Below are 17,055 nucleotides of genomic sequence, written 5' to 3'. Positions count from 1 at the left end.
GCGGGTTTTTTTTGAATTCGCACGATCCGGGTCGCGTATGACCCGCAAAATGCGTCAATTGGGTTCATGACAGTTCAAAAAACACTCTCCCCCCGCGCATGGTCCGAGCTTTTGCTGCTTGGCCTGATCTGGGGTGCCTCGTTTGTGGCGATCCGGATCGCGCTTGATAGCATTCCGGTCATGACATCCGTTTTGCACCGCACCTTTTGGGCGATGCTGGCTCTTTGGCTGGTCGTTTGGGCGAGACGGTTGGAAATTCCACGAGACCCACGAATTTGGGCTGCTTTCCTAGTGATGGGACTTTTGAACAACGTCATCCCGTTCTCACTGATGGCATGGGGTCAGTTGTACATCGATACAGGGCTGACTGCGATCCTGAACGCTGCGACGGCTGTGTTTGGCGTTCTGGTGGCCGCCCTGTTTTTCAAAGACGAACGCCTGACCAAACCGCGTCTTTTTGGGGTCGCCTTGGGGTTTCTGGGGGTCTCCATTGCAATTGGCCTCGGAAACTTCGCCAGTTTCAACCTGCAAAGCACCGCTCAACTAGCCATTTTAGCCGGTACGATCTCTTACGCCTTCGCAGCCGCCTGGGCGCGGGCCACCTTGTCCGAACTTCCCCCGCAGGTTGCTGCCGCTGGCATGCTGACCGGGTCCACACTTTTGACCCTCCCCATAGCCCTGATGGTGGACGGAGTGCCCAGCTTTAACCTGCCAGTCGAGACGTGGCTCGCAATTGGCTACTATGCAATCGTCGCAACCGCCGGGGCCTATCTGCTGTACTACCGGGTGTTGGCGATGGCTGGCAGCGGCAACTTGATGCTGGTGACGCTTGTTATCCCGCCCATTGCCATCGTTCTTGGCGCCCTTCTGCGGGATGAAGCGCTGAAACCCAGCGCCTATCTCGGATTTGCCGTCCTCGCGATTGGCCTGCTGATCCTGAACCGATCCGGCAGACGCGATTGACGCCGCCCCCTGCCCGATTTAGCAAAGGCAAAAAAGGGACAGCGGACCATGATCTACAGCTCAGCTCAGGACTGGCGCGATGCGGCGCGGAAGAAGGTGCTGTTTTTCGGCATGTCGGGTCTGGGCAAAACCTATGTGTCGAACATCCTGCGGGACTCGGGCAACTGGTTTCACTACTCGATCGACTACCGCATCGGCACCCGCTATATGGGCGAATACATCACCGACAACGCCAAGGCAGAGGCGATGAAGGTTCCGTTTCTGCGCGAGTTGCTGCTGTCGGATTCGATCTATATCGGCTCTAATATCTCGTTCAACAACCTGACACCTGTGGCAGCGTATCTTGGAAAGCCCGGCGACCCTGCGAAGGGCGGTCTTGAGATGCCCGAGTATCGCCGCCGACAGGAACAGTTCCGTCTGGCCGAGATTAACGCCTTGCTGGATACCGGCTATTTCATCGACCGCGCGCAACGCCTGTACCAGTACCCTCATTTCATTTGCGACACCGGCGGTTCGATTTGTGAGTGGGTGGATCCCGACGATCCCAAAGACAAAATCCTGTCCAACCTGTCGGAACAAACGCTTATGATCTGGCTTCAGGGGGACGAGGATCACACCTCGGAATTGATCCGGCGGTTCGACAAGGCTCCTAAGCCGATGTCCTATCAGGCCGAATTCTTGACCCACGTGTGGACAGAATACCTGGACCAGCATGGTTGCGCCGAAGCCGACGTCGACCCTAACGCCTTTATTCGCTGGACCTACGCGCAGGCACTGGCCCATCGCAAACCCAGATACGAGGCGATGGCGCGAAACTGGGGCGTCACGATCACAGCGAAAGACATCGGAAAGGTCCGGGACGCGGGCGATTTCGATGAGTTGATCGAACGCACCCTTGAGACCCGCCGCAATTGCGCCTAACTGTCAGTTTTCCCTGAACTCTTCAAAAGCTTGAACCCATGCCTATCAAGATCCCCTCAGACCTGCCCGCCTTTGACGTCCTGACCAACGAGGGCGTCATGGTCATGGCTGAGGATCAGGCTATGCGGCAGGACATCCGCCCCCTGCGGATCGGGTTGCTGAATCTGATGCCCAAGAAGATTCAGACCGAAAACCAGTTCGCGCGCCTGATCGGAGCGACGCCGCTGCAGATCGATCTGACTCTGATCCGCATGACCGAGCATCGGACGCGCAATACCGCCGCCGAGCATATGGCCGAGTTTTATCGTCCCTTCCAAGAGGTAAAGGACGAAAAGTTTGACGGGCTGATCATCACCGGTGCCCCAATCGAACATCTGGAATTCCCCGATGTCACCTATTGGAACGAAATGACCGAGGTTTTTGACTGGACCCAGACCAACGTTCATTCCACCTTTGGGGTGTGCTGGGGCGGGATGGCGATGATCAACCATTTCCACGGCGTCAAGAAGCACATGCTAGAGGGCAAGGCATTCGGGTGTTTCCGGCATCGGAACCTCAAACCCGCCTCGCCGTTTCTGCGTGGGTTCTCGGACGATTGCGTCATTCCCGTCAGCCGGTGGACCGAGATGAAACAGCATGAGATCGACGCCGCGACCGGCCTGACCACCTTGCTGGGCAGTGACGATGTAGGCCCCTGTCTGGTCGAGGACCAAAGCCACCGCGCGCTCTATATCTTTAATCACTTCGAATATGACAGTGACACGCTGAAACAGGAGTATGACCGGGACGTTGAAAATGGTACTCCGATCAATGTGCCGATGAATTACTACCCTGACGATGATCCGTCTCAGTCGCCACAAAACCGGTGGCGCAGTCACGCGCATCTGCTGTACGGCAACTGGATCAGTGAAATCTATGGAACGACCCCTTACGACATCACCCGAATTGGCATGGATACAACCGACCTGAGGGCCTGACAAAATGATGCGCGCCGGTGTCATACTGCTGATCCTTTTAGTTGTGCTCTGGGGCATATCGCTCTGGCGTGCGGCGCGTCTGGAGGCCCGGGCCGAGGCCGCCTTTCCGCCCGAGGGCCAAATCCTCGACGTGGATGGCATAGCGGTTCATGCCGTTGTCATGGGTGAAGGGCCGGATGTGGTGCTGATCCACGGCTCCAGCGGGAACACTCGCGACATGACCTTCGCGCTTGCGCCGATACTGGCCAAGAACTATCGGGTCATCGTGTTCGACCGGCCCGGCCTTGGATATTCGGCCAGTTTCAACCCGGACGGTGAGACGATCATCGAACAGGCGGACATCCTGCAGCGGGCTGCCGCCCAGTTGGGGGCCGAAAAGCCCATTGTCGCGGGGCAAAGCTATGGCGGCTCGGTGTCGCTGGCCTGGGCGGTCACGCGGCCTGACAACATCTCGGCCCTGGTTCTGATCGCAGCGGCGGCGATCCCGTGGGAGACTCCGCTGGACGGGTTCAACCGGATGGCGTCGACCTCGGCTGGAAATGCGCTCGCCTTGCCGATTGTGGCGTCCTATGTCCCCGATTGGTTTGTCGACAAGGCGCTGGATAACGTGTTTGCCCCGCAAAAAACGCCCGAGGGCTATGCCGAACACTTTGGACCGGAACTGACCATGCGCACAGCATCGATGCACGCGAATGCCAAGCAACGGGCTAACCTGCTGGACGAAGTGGCCGCGTTGCAGCCGCGTTACGGTGAGATTTCGGTTCCGACCGAAATCGTTCATGGCACCGCCGACGACACCGTCAGCCTAGACTGGCATTCAACGCGGCTGATTGAGCAGATCCCCGGCGCGGAACTGATTGAACTGCCGGGCATCGGCCATATGCCGCAGGTCGTTGCCGCGCCCGAGGTTGCTGCCGCCGTCGACCGGGCCGCTAAACGCGCGGGTTTGCGTTAACCTTCCGCTTAATCCATAGTAAATTATGGATTTTATCGCGAGGTAGAACATGGCCCGGTCCGAAAAAGGTTCCATCCAAAAGCACTTTGACAAGGACGCCCCCAAAAGCGTGCGCGAGGAAATCAAAAACGCGAAAAAGGGGGATATCCTGAACCCGACCTACCCATACTCGGAAAAGATGAAGACCAAAGAGTATGAACAACAGATCGAGGCGCTGCAGATCGAACTGGTCAAGATGCAGGCATGGGTCAAGGAAACGGGCCAACGGGTCGCCATCCTGTTCGAAGGCCGCGATGCGGCCGGCAAGGGCGGCACGATCAAGCGGTTCCGGGAAAACCTGAACCCACGCGGCGCGCGGAACGTGGCGCTCAGCAAACCGTCGGACGCAGAGCGCTCGCAATGGTATTTCCAGCGCTACATCCAGTACCTGCCATCGGCGGGCGAGATCGTGTTCTTCGACCGTAGCTGGTACAACCGGGGCGTGGTGGAAAACGTCTTCGGCTTCTGCACAACCGAAGAACGCGAGCGATTTTTCCGACAGGTCATCCCGCTAGAGACCGGTCTGACCAATGACGGCATCCGGCTGTTCAAATTCTGGCTCAATGTCGGGCGTGCAGAACAGCTCAACCGGTTTCTGGCGCGGGAAACGGACCCTTTGAAACAGTGGAAATTAAGCCCCATCGATGTTGCCGGGCTGAACAAATGGGACGAATACACCCAGTCGATTTCCGAGACCTTAACCCGCTCGCACACGGAAAGCTGCCCCTGGACCATCGTGCGCTCCGACGACAAGAAACGCGCCCGTATCGCCGCGATCCGCACCGTTCTGCACGGGTTGGACTACGACGAAAAAGACAAAAAAGCGCTGGGCGACATTGATCAGACCATCTGCGGCGGGCCGGAGATTTGGGATTCCTGACCGCTGCAACGGGTCATTTGACACACCGAAGCCGCATTTCTGCCACCGGGAAGCCCTTGATCTGAACTAAGCCTCATCCTCAAAAAGCAAACATGCAGACAGGTGCTTTTGATGATCGAGGAAGTTATTGCCGCCCTACGGCACCCTTTCGAGTTGTTCTTTGATCCAACGAACCGCTTGTCGTTGCTGCACTTGGCGACCGCACTTGCAGCGGCGATTTTCGTTTTTTACCGCACACGCAAGATGCGCGACGGAAAAAGCCTGCTGAACTGGTTGTTGCCATGGGATGTTCTGTCGCACAAATCCGCCAAGGCAGACTATGTTATGTTCTTCGTGAACAAATCGCTGGTTGCCGCCATCTATGCCTCGATCCTTGTGCAGGTGCCATTCTGGTACAACATGGTCGAAAAGGTCATGGGCCCCGCCCCCGCAGCCCCGGCCGAAACGTCCTGGACCGTTTCCGCGATATACACCATTATCGCCGTTCTGGCCTTTGACGGCGCCTTATGGTTGGGGCACTACATCTTCCACAAAGTCCCGTTTTTGTGGGAGTTCCACAAGGTCCACCACTCAGCCGAGGTCATGACTCCCCTTACCGCGTCCCGCATGCACCCGGTGGAAGAGGTGTTTGCGTCATTGTTGAGCGGGCTTGTGGTCGGCGTTACCGTGGCCCTGCTTGACCAGTATTTCGGGGCTGGTGCCAGTGGCTTTACCCTGTTTGGGCTGAATATCATCGTGTTTGTCTTTTTCATCGCCGCCTTCAACCTGCGGCACAGCCATGTGTGGCTGCAATATCCCAACTGGGTGCAGCACATCTTTGTCAGCCCTGCGCAGCACCAGATCCACCACTCCAAGGCGCGGCGGCACTGGGACAAGAACATGGGTTTCATTTTTGCCTTCTGGGACTGGACCGCTGGCACGCTGTATTCCCCCAAGACCAATGAAAACGTGGAATATGGTCTGGGCAATGGCGAGGATGGTACGTGGAATAGCCCCATGGCCCTGTATTTCCGCCCCTTCAAAAACGCCTATGCGCTTTTCAAGAAGGACCCGCGGGGTGCTTTTATAAGCTCAGCAGAGCAAACCGACGTTGTTTCAGAGGGCACGCCGCCGAAACCAGCGGAAAGCAACTGACCCATCCGTCAGGAAAATACCGCGCAACCGTTGGACGAAGGCGGTCTGATACTCTATCTCTTTGGTCTCAATACTCTTTAGCGCAAAGGTGCCTGAGGCCGGGATGACGAAACGCGGGTATCACCACGGAAACCTGAAACAAGCCCTGATCGAGGCCGCGTTGTCGCTGGTCGAAGAAAAGGGCCCGACCGGCTTCACCCTGTCCGAAGCCGCCAAAACCGCCGGTGTCACCCCCGCTGCCGTCTATCGCCACTATCACGGGCGCGAGGACCTGATCGCCGAGGCCGCCCGTCAGGGGTTCGAGATGTTCGCCGACCTGATGCAATACGCCTATGACAAAGGCCAGCCCTCGGCCCTAGCTGCGTTCGAGGCAACCGGGCGCGCCTATTTGGCCTTCGCGCGCAAGAACCCGGGCCATTACATCGCGATGTTCGAAAGTGGCATCTCACTGAACCGCACCCCCGAACTGTCGATGGCCGCGAACCGTGCCAAAAGCGTGCTGGAAAAGGCCGCCGCCGACCTGTCACAACACATCCCCCCCGAAAAGCGTCCGCCTGCGTCGATGTTCAGCGCGCATATCTGGGCGATGAGCCATGGGGTTGTCGAACTGTTCGCCCGCAATACGGGCGCGACCTCGCCCTTCCCGCCCGAAGACCTGCTGGAAAGCGGAATTGGCATTTACCTTAGAGGGCTGGGTCTGGTTCCGCAGGACGACTGACCGGCGCTAGAGAAACCGGTTGCCCGTCGGAACGCTCAGACCCGAGGTGACGTTGATCAGGTTCATCTCGCCCATGCCCTTGATATCGACTGGGCCAATATCGGACACTTGGAACTCGTCGATCAGAGCATATTTCATCTCTTCCGGGGCGACGATGTGCATCGGGTTGGCAAAGACCTGCAGGCGCGAGGCGATATTCACCGCCGGGCCGAACACGTCGTAGACGTATTTCTGAATTCCAACGACCGACCCTACAGCCGCGCCCATGCCAAGCCCGACCCGGGCCTGCCATTTGTGCGGATGGCTTTCGTTGCGCCGCTCGAGGTAGCGCAGAAACCGCACCGCGCAATGGGCCACCGCCGTAGCGTGGTCCGGTGTGGCATCCGGCATACCCGAGACCGCAAGGTACGCGTCGCCAATGGTCTTGATCCGCTCACATCCGAACTGCTCCACAATACGGTCGAAGGCAGTGAAAATGTCGTTCAACTCGCTCAGCGTAACGGTCGGGTCCGTCTTGGCGGCAAAGTCGGTGAAGCCGACGAAATCCAGCATGACAACGGAAACCTGATCATAGAGCTGCGGAGTGACGACACCGAAGGTCTTGAATTCTTCGTACACCGCCCTCGGCATGAGATTCAGCAGCAGCCGCTCGACCCGTTCCTTTTCGCGCTCCAACTCTCGGGTGTTCCGTTCCACCATGGTCGAGTAGCTGTCGATCATGCTCTCCAACTCGCGGATGCGGGTGATGTTCTGGCATTCGATGATAAGAACCTGCTCGGACAGGCCGTTTGCCAGCGACACGGCAACCGCAAAAACCAGCGTCCGGCGCTTGGGTTTGATCTGCAGCTCCACCGAGTAGCGCAGGCCGGATTGCTTCACATCCTCCAGCTCTCTTGCGTCGAGATCCGGCAGGAGATCCCGTAAAGTCTGTCCCTCGGTCGGGGTTCCGAACCATTCCGCGAACGGACCGTTGTGGAATACAAACTGCAGATCAGACGCCCGCACCACAGCTACGCCGACACCAATCGCGCGCAGCAACTGTTCATTTATGGCGGCAATGCTCATGCGGCGGTCTTTGCAACGATGATCAACCGTTTCGATTCAATCGCACGAAGCGCCAGCTTAACGTCTTCGTCAGACATCCCATGATCGGCCAAAGCTTGACCGAACAATTCGGCCATTTCATCGAAGTGATCGTGCGAGATGTTCAGGTGCCTATGCACGGCTTCGATCCGGTCATCACTGAAAGACGCAGGCCCGCCGACCAGTGAGGACACGAACTTGGTCTGGTGATCGATAAGACGCGGCATATCTATTTCTTCGAAATAGACCCCGATCTCATCAGAATCCAACGCCATTTCGTAGAATGACATCACAACGCGGCTGATCGTTTTGAAGCCGCCATATTTATCGTAAATCGTCTGTGACACACCAAAACCCGGGTATAACCTTTGAATAACACCACAACACTATATCAACTTGATATTTTTGTTAACGCTAATAAGTCCCGGGCGAAAATTTGTGGGAAACAGCAGAAAAACTCAGGCTTTGCCTAGAAAAATGGCACCCTTACACCTGCAAATCATCTGCACAGGGAACGTGGCCCACATACCCGCCCTGCTCTAGCAGCTTGGTCTGACCGCCCATTCGCCAACGCAGCTTTTGCTGCGCCGACTGCAACTCGCGCCGGGCTCGGAACCAAAGCGGACCTTTGTCCAGCCCCGTGTTGGTCGCAACGTCTGTCTCACGCTCGCCGCTTTTGACCAGATCGGCCGCGCCATCCTGTTGCTTGGACAAAACCATCTGCACGCAGACCGCTGGAAAGACCTGATACATGCGCCAATCAGGGCGTGGGATCGTTACAAAATCGTCGATGTGATCCGAGTATTGCCGAGACCAGTCCAGCAGCTTGCGGCAGCCATCCTTGGACAGGATGTAAGCCCCGGCGCTTGGAACCATTTCCAGCACTTCCCGAACCGGAACGCCCGAGATGTCCTGCACGGGGCCAAATCTGCGGGATTTCGGCGCGTAGTCGAGTTTGACATAGTCGTAACCGGACCCGTCCTGGAGCAAAGCCTGAATGACTTCTCCGGCGCGGGCGGACATTTCGGCATCGTCTTCGAAAACCGCAGCGGCTTGCAAATCATTGTCCAGAGCAAGCTGCCAGACGGCGCGATGACTTTCGAAACAGGCAACCTCAGAGGTGACAAGGCCCCAGCGGCTGCCGGTTCCGGGAACATATCGGTTCTGATCAAGGGCACCGGGCTTGCGCCCATCAATGGCGCTGAATCGGGTGGCACCGGACAGGCCGATCTTGGCAAACTCGGCTTCCATGAAGTCCTTTCGTTCCGGAACGCGGTCCAGATTGATGTAGAAGACCCCGGTACCCGGTTTCAGTTCGTGCTGGCCCAAATTCAGTCCTTTCCTGAAGCTCGGCCAGATAGGCGAAGCGGTAGCCCGAAATCAACCCCGTGCGGTTGGCAGATCAGCCAGCCAACCGAGCGCGCCGCCGGGCGATGGATTGGCGAAACGCCCAATCGCTGATCAGCGTCAACGGCAGCAAAACCCGCTCGCCCAACCCGTCGATGACGACTAGACGACCGTCGCGTTCCTGGGCGCGCACAATGTTTTCGAACCCCATGTCGCCAACCACAATCCGACCGCGTTCGAGATCATCCAGAAGCTCAATCACCTCGTCCCGCAAGCGCTTTCTCTTCGCCGGATCATTTGCGGCGGCCTTCATCTCGGCATGAACGGACGGTGCAAGATTGCCGTCCGGACCCGTCATTTTCTCGACGACCAGCGCGGGCCCGAGTGAGGTCGGCTCGTACCCCATGAAGCGGGCCAGTCGTTCGATCTCGGGGCATCCACGGTGAAGGGCCGCCAGATATTCGTTTGCTTCGCGCTGCCACTGACGCAGATTGCCGTAACGCCGCTCGGAATACCGGCGGATGAAATGGTCGCGCTTGGGCTCGTCGCATCGCACTTTCAACAGCGCGCCCTCAAGTTCGGGGTGTTGAAAAATCTTGTAGTTTTGACTTTCACGCAGCGGCGTAAGGCCTTCTAATTCTATCATTTTCCAAATTTTATCCTTGCTGCGGAAGCGCAGAACTTCATATCGGCCTTTAATATAAAGCCGTCATAAGAATGTTACAATGCGATCGGAGCGCGCCGCTTTACACGATAACGACACTTGCTTTCATCGCCCTGTACAAACGAAAAGCCAACAGGACTACGAGCCTGCGGTCACTCGAGACCGCTTTCCAGCACTCGAAAGTCATTCTCAAGCCAGCGGTATCTGGAATTGATTGGATCGCAATAGTTCTGCTTGATCAGCTTGCTCAGCGCCTTGTGAATAAGCCTGGATGTCGAGGCTGGGTAGACGTCGGTCGTAAACAGCGAGAGCGTGCGCACAAAATTGCGCCCCGGAAAGGGTAGCGCTTTGACGCTGTCGTGAAACCTCCGCGCGCGCCCGAAGCTGGCGACAGTGGTGACCGCCCAGCCTCCGCCCTCGGCGACCAGTCCGACGATTGATTGATTGCATTCCAGTTCGAACCGGTTTGGCAGGCTGAACTTGCTGCGGGTCAGTTGGACCTCGATCTGCTTTCCAATCGTATAGTCGCGGGAATACCGCAGGAAAGGCAGATCGGCGTCCGATTTCAGGACGTCCTCGACCGTACCGCTATAGGCTTCAGGCAGGATGACGATAAAGGGGTCGCGCAGCAACGGGTATTCGACCAATCCATCCGTCTTGTCCGCAGGGCGCGTTGCCACCCCGGCATCCAGTTTGTGTTCCTGCAGTTTCGCAATGATCTCGTGGCTGGGGCGTGTGAAATGGCGGAAATTGCAGCGCGGCAGCGCGTGCGCCAGAAAGCGGAACAGCTCGGGCGCCACCTGATTGTCGAAGTCATCGATCAGCGCCAGCCGCAACACCGTTGCGTGCTTCCAGTTGCCGGACCGTATTTCCGCTTCGCCCCGTTTCAAAACGGTCAGGCCCTCGCGTACATAGCGCGAGAACACCTCTCCGGCCGGGGTCAGCCCCATGGGTCTGCGGCCGTGATCCACCAGTTCCACACCCAACGCGGTTTCCAGACTGCGCAGGTGGTTGGACACGGTGCTGATGGACAGACCGGTTTCAGCGGCGACCTTTTGAATGGACCCCGATTTGGCGATCAACTGAAAAACTTCCAGCCAGCGAAGGCTCAGAGATTTCGACACGTGCGCTGTTTCCTCTGCTTCCGTTCTTTCGAAAAAATCGAAACAGAGAATCGCCGTTTCGGCAAGCCTTAGCTGCGCACCCGGGTCATTTGTGGGTCATATGGCGATGCCGCGATCATCGTGGCACCGGTTAGCGCCCCACACATGTCGATCTGCATTTCCGTGCCTGGCTGGGCCAAGTCCGCATCTACAAAGGCATAAGCGAGGTTCATCCCGATTCTGTGCCCCCAATCGCCGGAGGTGACCGTTCCAATCACCTTATCCCCGATCATGACCGACGCGCCGGGATGCGCCGGGGCAGTTTGGTTGTCTACTTGCAGCGTCACCAACCGTTTCCGCGACCCGGTCTGTTGTCTGTCCAGCAGGGCTTGCCGCCCGACAAAGTCGCCTTTGTCCAGCTTCACGAACCTGTCCAGTCCTGTCTCATAGGGGTCGAACTCGGTGATCAGGTCTGCCTTCCAATGCAGATAGCCCTTTTCAATTCTCATCGACTCAACCGCCCGCGCCCCGAACAGTTTCAAATCGGTGGATGCACCTGCCTTCCGAAGGGCAAGATACGCCGCATAGAGCGATGCATTCGGGACATGGATTTCATAGGCCAACTCGCCGGAAAAGCTAACCCCCATGACTGTGGCCGGAGCGATTCCCACAAAACACTCGCGGACACTCAGCCACGGGAATGCCTCAGCCGACCAGTCGCCCCGCGCGCACGCCGTCAGGACGTTCCGCGCGTTGGGGCCTGCGAGAACAAGGATCGTTTGATCATCTGTCAGGCTTCGTAGATGCACGTCTTCGTCAGGCTGTAAGTGCTGCGTCAGCCAGTCCATGTCATGATATTCGCTGGCCGCCGCCGATCCGTACCAAACCCGTTCTGGCCCCCGGTCGCTGGCTGGCAGGTTGGCGATGGTCGCTTCGGCCTTGACCATGCCCTGATGGTTCAGCATGTAGCCCAGTCCGACACGCCCCGCGCGCGTCGAGACGTTTCCGCAAAACATGCGATCCAGAAACTTTTGACGATCCGCGCCGGTGATTTCGATCCGGTTGAACCCGTTGACCTCGGCCAGTCCCACATTGGTCTGCACATTGCGGACCTCAGCCGCCACAAGATCAAAAGCTTCGTCAAAATCGAAACTCAGGGACGGAGTGAAATCTGGGGTGGGCTTGATGTACTCGACCCGCTCCCACCCATTGACCACCGTGAATTCGGCACCTTCGGCTGCCAGAACCGGGGTCAGAGGTGTGGTTTTTGCCGGTCGGCCAGCGGGGCGGTGTTCATGCGGGAAGTGAAACCGGAATTCGTTCCGGTAATCTTCTATAGCCTTCAGCGCCGTCAGTTCCACGTTGGCGTGCCGGGTGAAGCGGCGTGGGTCGAGGCACCAAGTGTCGTAACACGCCTCGCCATGCACGATCTGCTGGGCCAGCAACCATCCATGGCCCCCTCCCTCGCCCAGGCCAGCGCGCAACCCGATGATACAAAACGCGTTTCGCTTGCCCGGGATCGGCCCCACCAAGGGCGCGCCGTCGATTGTGTAGGTGATCGGGCCATTGACGATGGTGTGAATACCGACCTCCATCAGAGCAGGCATCCGCGCGAAGGCCCCTTCCAACACGTCCGTTACGCGATCCAGATCATCCGGGCACAGTGCGTTCACAAAATTCGGGTCAATCCCGTCCATGCCCCAGGTCTTGCAATCCTGTTCATAGAACCCGACCAGCAGCCCGTTCTTTTCCTGACGGCAGTAATAATCGCTGATCGGGCAGCGCAGCAGCGGCATACGGTGACCGGCCTCGCGAATAGCTGGAATCTCTTCGGTCAGGAAATACTGGTGCTCCATCGAGGCAACCGGATGGTGCACGCCCATCATCGCGCCGACCTCATTGACGCGATAACCGCAGGCATTCACGACGATGTCGCAGTCAATGTCGCCATGTTCGGTCTGTACGGTCCACGTGTCATCACCGTGCTGCACCAGACCTGTAACGGGTGTGTTGCGATACACCTCGGCCCCGGCTTTCCGCGCTCGCCGTGCCAGTGACTGACACAGTTGGGCCGGGTCAATGTCCCCATCCAGCGGGTCCCACAAACCGCCGATCAGGTTGTCGGTGGAGATTAACGGATGACGGCGGGCACACTCCTCGGCATCTATCACCTCAAAATGCACGTCCATGCCCCGCGCCATCGAGGCGAAGTGGCGATAACCCTGCATCTGCGCCTCGGTATTCGCCAGACGGATGCCTCCATCACCGTGGTGATAGTTGATGGGGTAATCCGGGTCGTCGGCCAGTTCCTTGTACAGCTGGATTGAATGCGTTTTCAGCCCAACCATCGTCTGGTTCATGCCGAAATTCGTGACCTGTGCTGCTGAATGCCACGTCGTACCAGACGTCAGTTCGTTCCGCTCCACCAGAACAACGTCAGACCAGCCCTCCTGCGTCAGATGGTACAGGGTCGAACACCCGGCGATACCCCCACCGATGACAACGACCTTGGTACGTGATTTCATCAGCCCGGCTCCTTTATCCCTATTCAATTCTTGAAAAAAAAAGGGCCGCCCCAGCAACGCGGGTTTTGCGGGTTTGGAAAAATCGAATCTCTGGTTTCAGAAATCGAAAACCGTATTTGCGCTTTTGCCCGTTTGGATTGTTGACATTTAACATCGCACAAAACCCATGCCGGAGAGCCCGAAGATGTCATCAGAAGGCAGCAGAAGAAGCGGCCGCCGCGCCCGTATCGCGCAGCGCGCGGCCAAGCCGGAATTTGATCCCTGCCCTCCGGGCCAGCGCGGAGGGGCCTTCCGCCCTTTGGCCGAAGCTGAGATCGCCCTGATCCACGACACCGCGCTGAGGCTGCTGGAAACGCTGGGCATGGGAAACGTGCCAGAGCGCTTGCGCCGAGACCTGCTGGCGGGTGGAGCGCACGCAGGCGAACAGGACCGACTGCTGTTCCCGCGCGACATGGTCGAAAGCGCCATTGCGTCAGCGGCCAAGAGCTTTGTGTTTCATGGACGGGATGAAAGCCGTTCGATCGAAGTGGGCGGGGATCGCGTGTTCTTCGGAACCGGCGGCGCGGCAGTTCAGACGCTGGACATCGAGACGGGCCTCTACCGACCCGCCACGTTGGCCGACCTCCATGACTTCACGCGCCTTCAGGATGTTTTGGACAACGTCAGCTGGTTCACCCGGTGTTGCGTCGCGACCGATGTGCCGGACGTTTTCGATCTGGACCTGAACACGGTTTATGCGCTGGTCAGGAACACGACAAAGCCCATTGCAACCTCGTTCACGCTGGCCGAACACGTCGCCCCGATTGTCGAGATGCTGGACATCGTCGCAGGCGGTCCGGGCGCATTTTCCCAACGCCCGTTTTTGAAAGCACATATCAGCCCGGTGATCTCACCCTTGCGCTATGGCGAGGACGCGGTGGATGTCGTTTACGAATGCGTCCGGCATAACATCCCGATGTCCTGCATCACGGCAGCGCAGGCCGGGGCGACAGCACCTGCGACTCTGGCCGGGTTCCTTGCGCAATCCCTGGCGGAAACACTGGCCAGCCTCGTGATGGTCAACACAATCCAACCGGGCTTTCCGATGATCTTTTCCAACTGGCCCTTCATCGTTGACCTCAGAACCGGAGCCTTCGCGGGTGGTAGCGGAGAGACCGCGATCCTGAATGCCGCCTCGGCGCAGATTATCAACTGGCTGGGATTACCCTCGGGCGTTGCCGCGTCGATGACGGATGCCAAGGCAATCGACGCGCAGTACGGGGCTGAGAAAGGGATGACCTCGCTGGCCGCCGCCTTGGCCGGAGGTAATCTGATCTACGAAAGCTCGGGCATGACGGCATCTCTACTGGGCGCGAGTTTCGAGGCTTTCGTGCTGGACAATGAGATGCATTCGCACACCTATCGCGCCCTGCGCGGCATTGAAGTGACCGAGGAGAACCTTGGCTTCGACGCGATTTGCCAATCCGTACTGGGCGACGGTCATTTCCTTGGCAGTTCCCACACTTACGCCGCGATGGAGCGGGACTACTTTTACCCCTCGCTCGCTGATCGCAAAGAACCCCGAACATGGGAACAGGATGGTGCCAAAGACGCCTGGACCACGGCCCGCGACCGTGTGCAAGAGATTTTGGCCACACATCGCCCCGAATACCTGACGCCCGAGCAGGACGCGGAAATCCGTAAGAGGTTCCGGATTTTGGCCTGACAGAATTGCGAAGCTTCTACTTGCAAGCGTGCAAGTAGAGGATAGGCTCAGCACCAAATATGACGGAGAGGGACAGATGGCAGACGATTTCTTTCAACCGGTTTCGGCCATGGAACTGGCCCGTTTTGCAGGTGTTCCAACCTTCATGCGCCTGCCCCAATTGTCGTCGGACCACGTCCGGTTTGGCGATGTCGATATTGGACTGATCGGCCTGCCCTGGGATGGAGGCACGACGAACCGCCCCGGCGCGCGGCATGGGCCGCGACAACTGCGCGATTACTCCACAATGATCCGCGCCATGAATCCAGCCTCGGGCGTGAAACCGTTTTCGCTGGTTAACTGCGCCGATCTAGGGGATGTTGCGCCCAATCCGGTTGATATCGGCGATACTCTGCAGCGAATAACCACGTTTTACGGCGATTTAGTGCAACGCAACATTGTACCGTTAACCGCCGGGGGCGACCATCTGACAACGCTGCCGGTCCTGCGCGCGCTCGCCGCTGATGGCCCGCTGGGCCTTATCCAATTCGACAGCCACACCGATCTGAACGACAGCTATTTCGGAGGTCACAAATTCACCCACGGCACCCCTTTCCGCCGCGCGGTCGAGGAAGGGCTGGTTGATCCCAAACGCTTCGTTCAGGTCGGTATCCGGGGCACCGCATATGGCACCGAAGATATTGAATGGGGCGAAGCGCAGGGCATCCGCATCATCCATATCGAAGAACTGTTTGACCGTGGTATCAACGATGTAATGACCGAAGTTCGCCAGATCGTCGGCTCGGGTCCCACCTATTGCACTTACGACATCGACTTTGTCGATCCAACCTTTGCGCCCGGAACTGGCACGCCTGAAATCGGCGGCCCCAACAGCTATCAGGCGCAGCAGGTCATTCGCAAAATGTCCGGGTTGAACCTTGTCGGCGCGGATCTGGTCGAGGTCGCCCCGCCTTTCGACCCGGCAGGTGGAACCGCCTGGCTGGGCATTTCACTGATGTTCGAACTGCTCTGCGTGCTGGCCGAGGCCGTCGAAGCGCGCCGGGCTACTTAGCGGCCACGTTCTCGGCAATCATCGATATCATCTCGAACATAACCGCAGCCGCCGTCAGTGCGGTGATGTTGTTCGGGCTGTCCTTGGTGGGCATCATGCAGACAACGTCCCCGCCCACGATGTTCAGGCCGCGAGCCGCGCGCAGGATGCCCACCGCTTCGTCAATATCGAAGCCCTTTTCGCCGGGTTCCAGATTGGACACCGCAGGCGCAACCGTGGGGTCGAGGCAATCCAGATCAAAGGTGATATAGACCGGGCGATCCCCCAGAACATCCCGCGTCTGGTCGATCACATCCTCTAGCCCACGCTGGCGAAATTCGCGCATCGTGACGATGTTGTAGCCAAAATCGTATGAGGGCTGCAGCCAGTCCAGACTACGCGGGTGTCCCCTGAGCCCGATTTGCATGGAACGAGTCGGGTCCACCTGACCCTGATCCGCCAGATAGGCCCCCCAATGGGCTGCGGATTTCTTGGCCCCTAGAAAGTGATCGACCTTGGTGAACACATCCGTATGGGCATCAAGATGCAAAAAGCTGACCGGTTCGCCGCCTGCTAGTTTTCCACGTCCTAAGGCCTGAACGATCCCGCCGGTGATTGAATGATCGCCTCCAATCGAAACCGGACGCGCGCCAGCCGCGTCGATGTCTTTGTAGAACTCGGTGATGCGTTCGATGCAGTCTTCATTGTCATTGGCACGGGGAAACGGCACGTCGCCCACATCGGCAATCTTTGCGCTGTTCCACGGGTCGAGTTCAAACACCGAATGGACCCGCCGCTGCACCGCCGAGACATGGCGCAAGGCCCTTGGCCCCAGATGTTGGTCGCGTTCGGTTGTGCCGTTGCCAGTGGAATGCGGAACACCGACTAGCGCGATATCCTGACCTTGCGGCCCTGTATTCGGGCAGCGGAACAAGGTGGGCACGCCCCACCAATACAGGTTGTCCATCATGGACTGCTCGTAACGATCCGTCATGCCCCCTGCCCCTTCAA

At 58.2% G+C, this 17,055-nt stretch carries 16 protein-coding genes; 9 read left to right on the top strand and 7 right to left on the bottom strand.

Translation table 11 applies throughout. From position 1 onward, the window contains the following. Positions 1 to 66 precede the first annotated feature (66 nt). The 7 genes from ACR0JN_RS14230 (at position 67) to ACR0JN_RS14200 (ending at position 6,587) form a co-directional block, all read left to right on the top strand. On the top strand, positions 67 to 963 hold the full coding sequence (locus tag ACR0JN_RS14230) for a DMT family transporter (RefSeq protein ID WP_480817047.1): 897 nt from the start codon (positions 67 to 69) through the stop codon (positions 961 to 963). Between the two features lie 48 nt (positions 964 to 1,011). After that, the gene (locus tag ACR0JN_RS14225) at positions 1,012 to 1,884 is read left to right on the top strand and encodes an ATPase (RefSeq protein WP_480817048.1); all 873 of its coding nucleotides are present in this window, start codon (positions 1,012 to 1,014) and stop codon (positions 1,882 to 1,884) included. A gap of 38 nt (positions 1,885 to 1,922) precedes the next feature. Continuing rightward, positions 1,923 to 2,861 carry a homoserine O-acetyltransferase MetA gene (metA, locus tag ACR0JN_RS14220; protein WP_480886491.1) on the top strand — a complete coding sequence of 313 codons (939 nt, stop codon included), beginning with the start codon at positions 1,923 to 1,925 and terminating at the stop codon, positions 2,859 to 2,861. A gap of 4 nt (positions 2,862 to 2,865) precedes the next feature. Further along, positions 2,866 to 3,816, top strand: coding sequence for an alpha/beta fold hydrolase (locus ACR0JN_RS14215; RefSeq protein WP_480886490.1), 951 nt, complete (start codon positions 2,866 to 2,868; stop codon positions 3,814 to 3,816). 49 nt (positions 3,817 to 3,865) lie between these two features. After that, complete coding sequence (gene ppk2, locus ACR0JN_RS14210; protein WP_480886489.1) at positions 3,866 to 4,735, top strand: polyphosphate kinase 2; 870 nt, start codon at positions 3,866 to 3,868, stop codon at positions 4,733 to 4,735. Positions 4,736 to 4,846: 111 nt separating this feature from the next. Then, the gene (locus ACR0JN_RS14205) at positions 4,847 to 5,869 is read left to right on the top strand and encodes a sterol desaturase family protein (protein ID WP_480886487.1); all 1,023 of its coding nucleotides are present in this window, start codon (positions 4,847 to 4,849) and stop codon (positions 5,867 to 5,869) included. Positions 5,870 to 5,972: 103 nt separating this feature from the next. Beyond that, entirely contained in the window at positions 5,973 to 6,587 is a 615-nt protein-coding gene (locus tag ACR0JN_RS14200) for a TetR/AcrR family transcriptional regulator (protein WP_480817053.1), read from the top strand. Between the two features lie 6 nt (positions 6,588 to 6,593). Here the strand turns inward: ACR0JN_RS14200 and ACR0JN_RS14195 are convergent, their stop codons facing one another. The 6 genes from ACR0JN_RS14195 to ACR0JN_RS14170 all read right to left on the bottom strand — a co-directional run bounded on the left by ACR0JN_RS14195 (position 6,594) and on the right by ACR0JN_RS14170 (position 13,309). Next, complete coding sequence (locus ACR0JN_RS14195; RefSeq protein ID WP_480817054.1) at positions 6,594 to 7,652, bottom strand: adenylate/guanylate cyclase domain-containing protein; 1,059 nt, start codon at positions 7,650 to 7,652, stop codon at positions 6,594 to 6,596. After that, on the bottom strand, positions 7,649 to 8,017 hold the full coding sequence (locus ACR0JN_RS14190) for a group I truncated hemoglobin (RefSeq protein WP_480817055.1): 369 nt from the start codon (positions 8,015 to 8,017) through the stop codon (positions 7,649 to 7,651). Before ACR0JN_RS14190 ends, ACR0JN_RS14195 begins: the two co-directional genes overlap by 4 nt. Before the next feature lie 139 nt (positions 8,018 to 8,156). Then, the gene (locus ACR0JN_RS14185; RefSeq protein WP_480886483.1) at positions 8,157 to 8,999 is read right to left on the bottom strand and encodes a glycosyltransferase family 25 protein; all 843 of its coding nucleotides are present in this window, start codon (positions 8,997 to 8,999) and stop codon (positions 8,157 to 8,159) included. A 73-nt stretch (positions 9,000 to 9,072) separates the two neighbouring features. Then, positions 9,073 to 9,663 carry a YrbL family protein gene (locus ACR0JN_RS14180; RefSeq protein WP_480886481.1) on the bottom strand — a complete coding sequence of 197 codons (591 nt, stop codon included), beginning with the start codon at positions 9,661 to 9,663 and terminating at the stop codon, positions 9,073 to 9,075. Between the two features lie 170 nt (positions 9,664 to 9,833). Next, complete coding sequence (locus tag ACR0JN_RS14175) at positions 9,834 to 10,805, bottom strand: LysR family transcriptional regulator (RefSeq protein WP_480886479.1); 972 nt, start codon at positions 10,803 to 10,805, stop codon at positions 9,834 to 9,836. A gap of 68 nt (positions 10,806 to 10,873) precedes the next feature. Then, positions 10,874 to 13,309 (bottom strand): GcvT family protein, encoded by a 2,436-nt coding sequence (locus ACR0JN_RS14170; RefSeq protein WP_480886477.1) that lies wholly within the window; start codon positions 13,307 to 13,309, stop codon positions 10,874 to 10,876. A gap of 184 nt (positions 13,310 to 13,493) precedes the next feature. Here ACR0JN_RS14170 and ACR0JN_RS14165 point away from each other — a divergent pair, with 184 nt between their 5' ends. Together ACR0JN_RS14165 and ACR0JN_RS14160 are read left to right on the top strand one after the other, a co-directional pair. Beyond that, a complete protein-coding gene (locus tag ACR0JN_RS14165; protein WP_480886474.1) occupies positions 13,494 to 15,014 on the top strand; it encodes a trimethylamine methyltransferase family protein in 1,521 nt (506 codons plus the stop codon). 76 nt (positions 15,015 to 15,090) lie between these two features. Beyond that, on the top strand, positions 15,091 to 16,065 hold the full coding sequence (locus ACR0JN_RS14160) for an agmatinase (RefSeq protein ID WP_480886472.1): 975 nt from the start codon (positions 15,091 to 15,093) through the stop codon (positions 16,063 to 16,065). On the opposite strand, the gene ACR0JN_RS14155 is transcribed toward ACR0JN_RS14160, so the two are convergent. Next, positions 16,058 to 17,038, bottom strand: coding sequence for an arginase family protein (locus ACR0JN_RS14155; protein WP_480886918.1), 981 nt, complete (start codon positions 17,036 to 17,038; stop codon positions 16,058 to 16,060). The two genes, ACR0JN_RS14160 and ACR0JN_RS14155, sit on opposite strands and share 8 nt — an antisense overlap. Positions 17,039 to 17,055 lie beyond the last annotated feature (17 nt).

This window comes from Ruegeria sp. G12, from assembly GCF_056533565.1.
The sequence above is the reverse complement of the archived record's forward strand: the minus strand, read 5'-3'. Positions and strand labels throughout refer to the sequence as shown.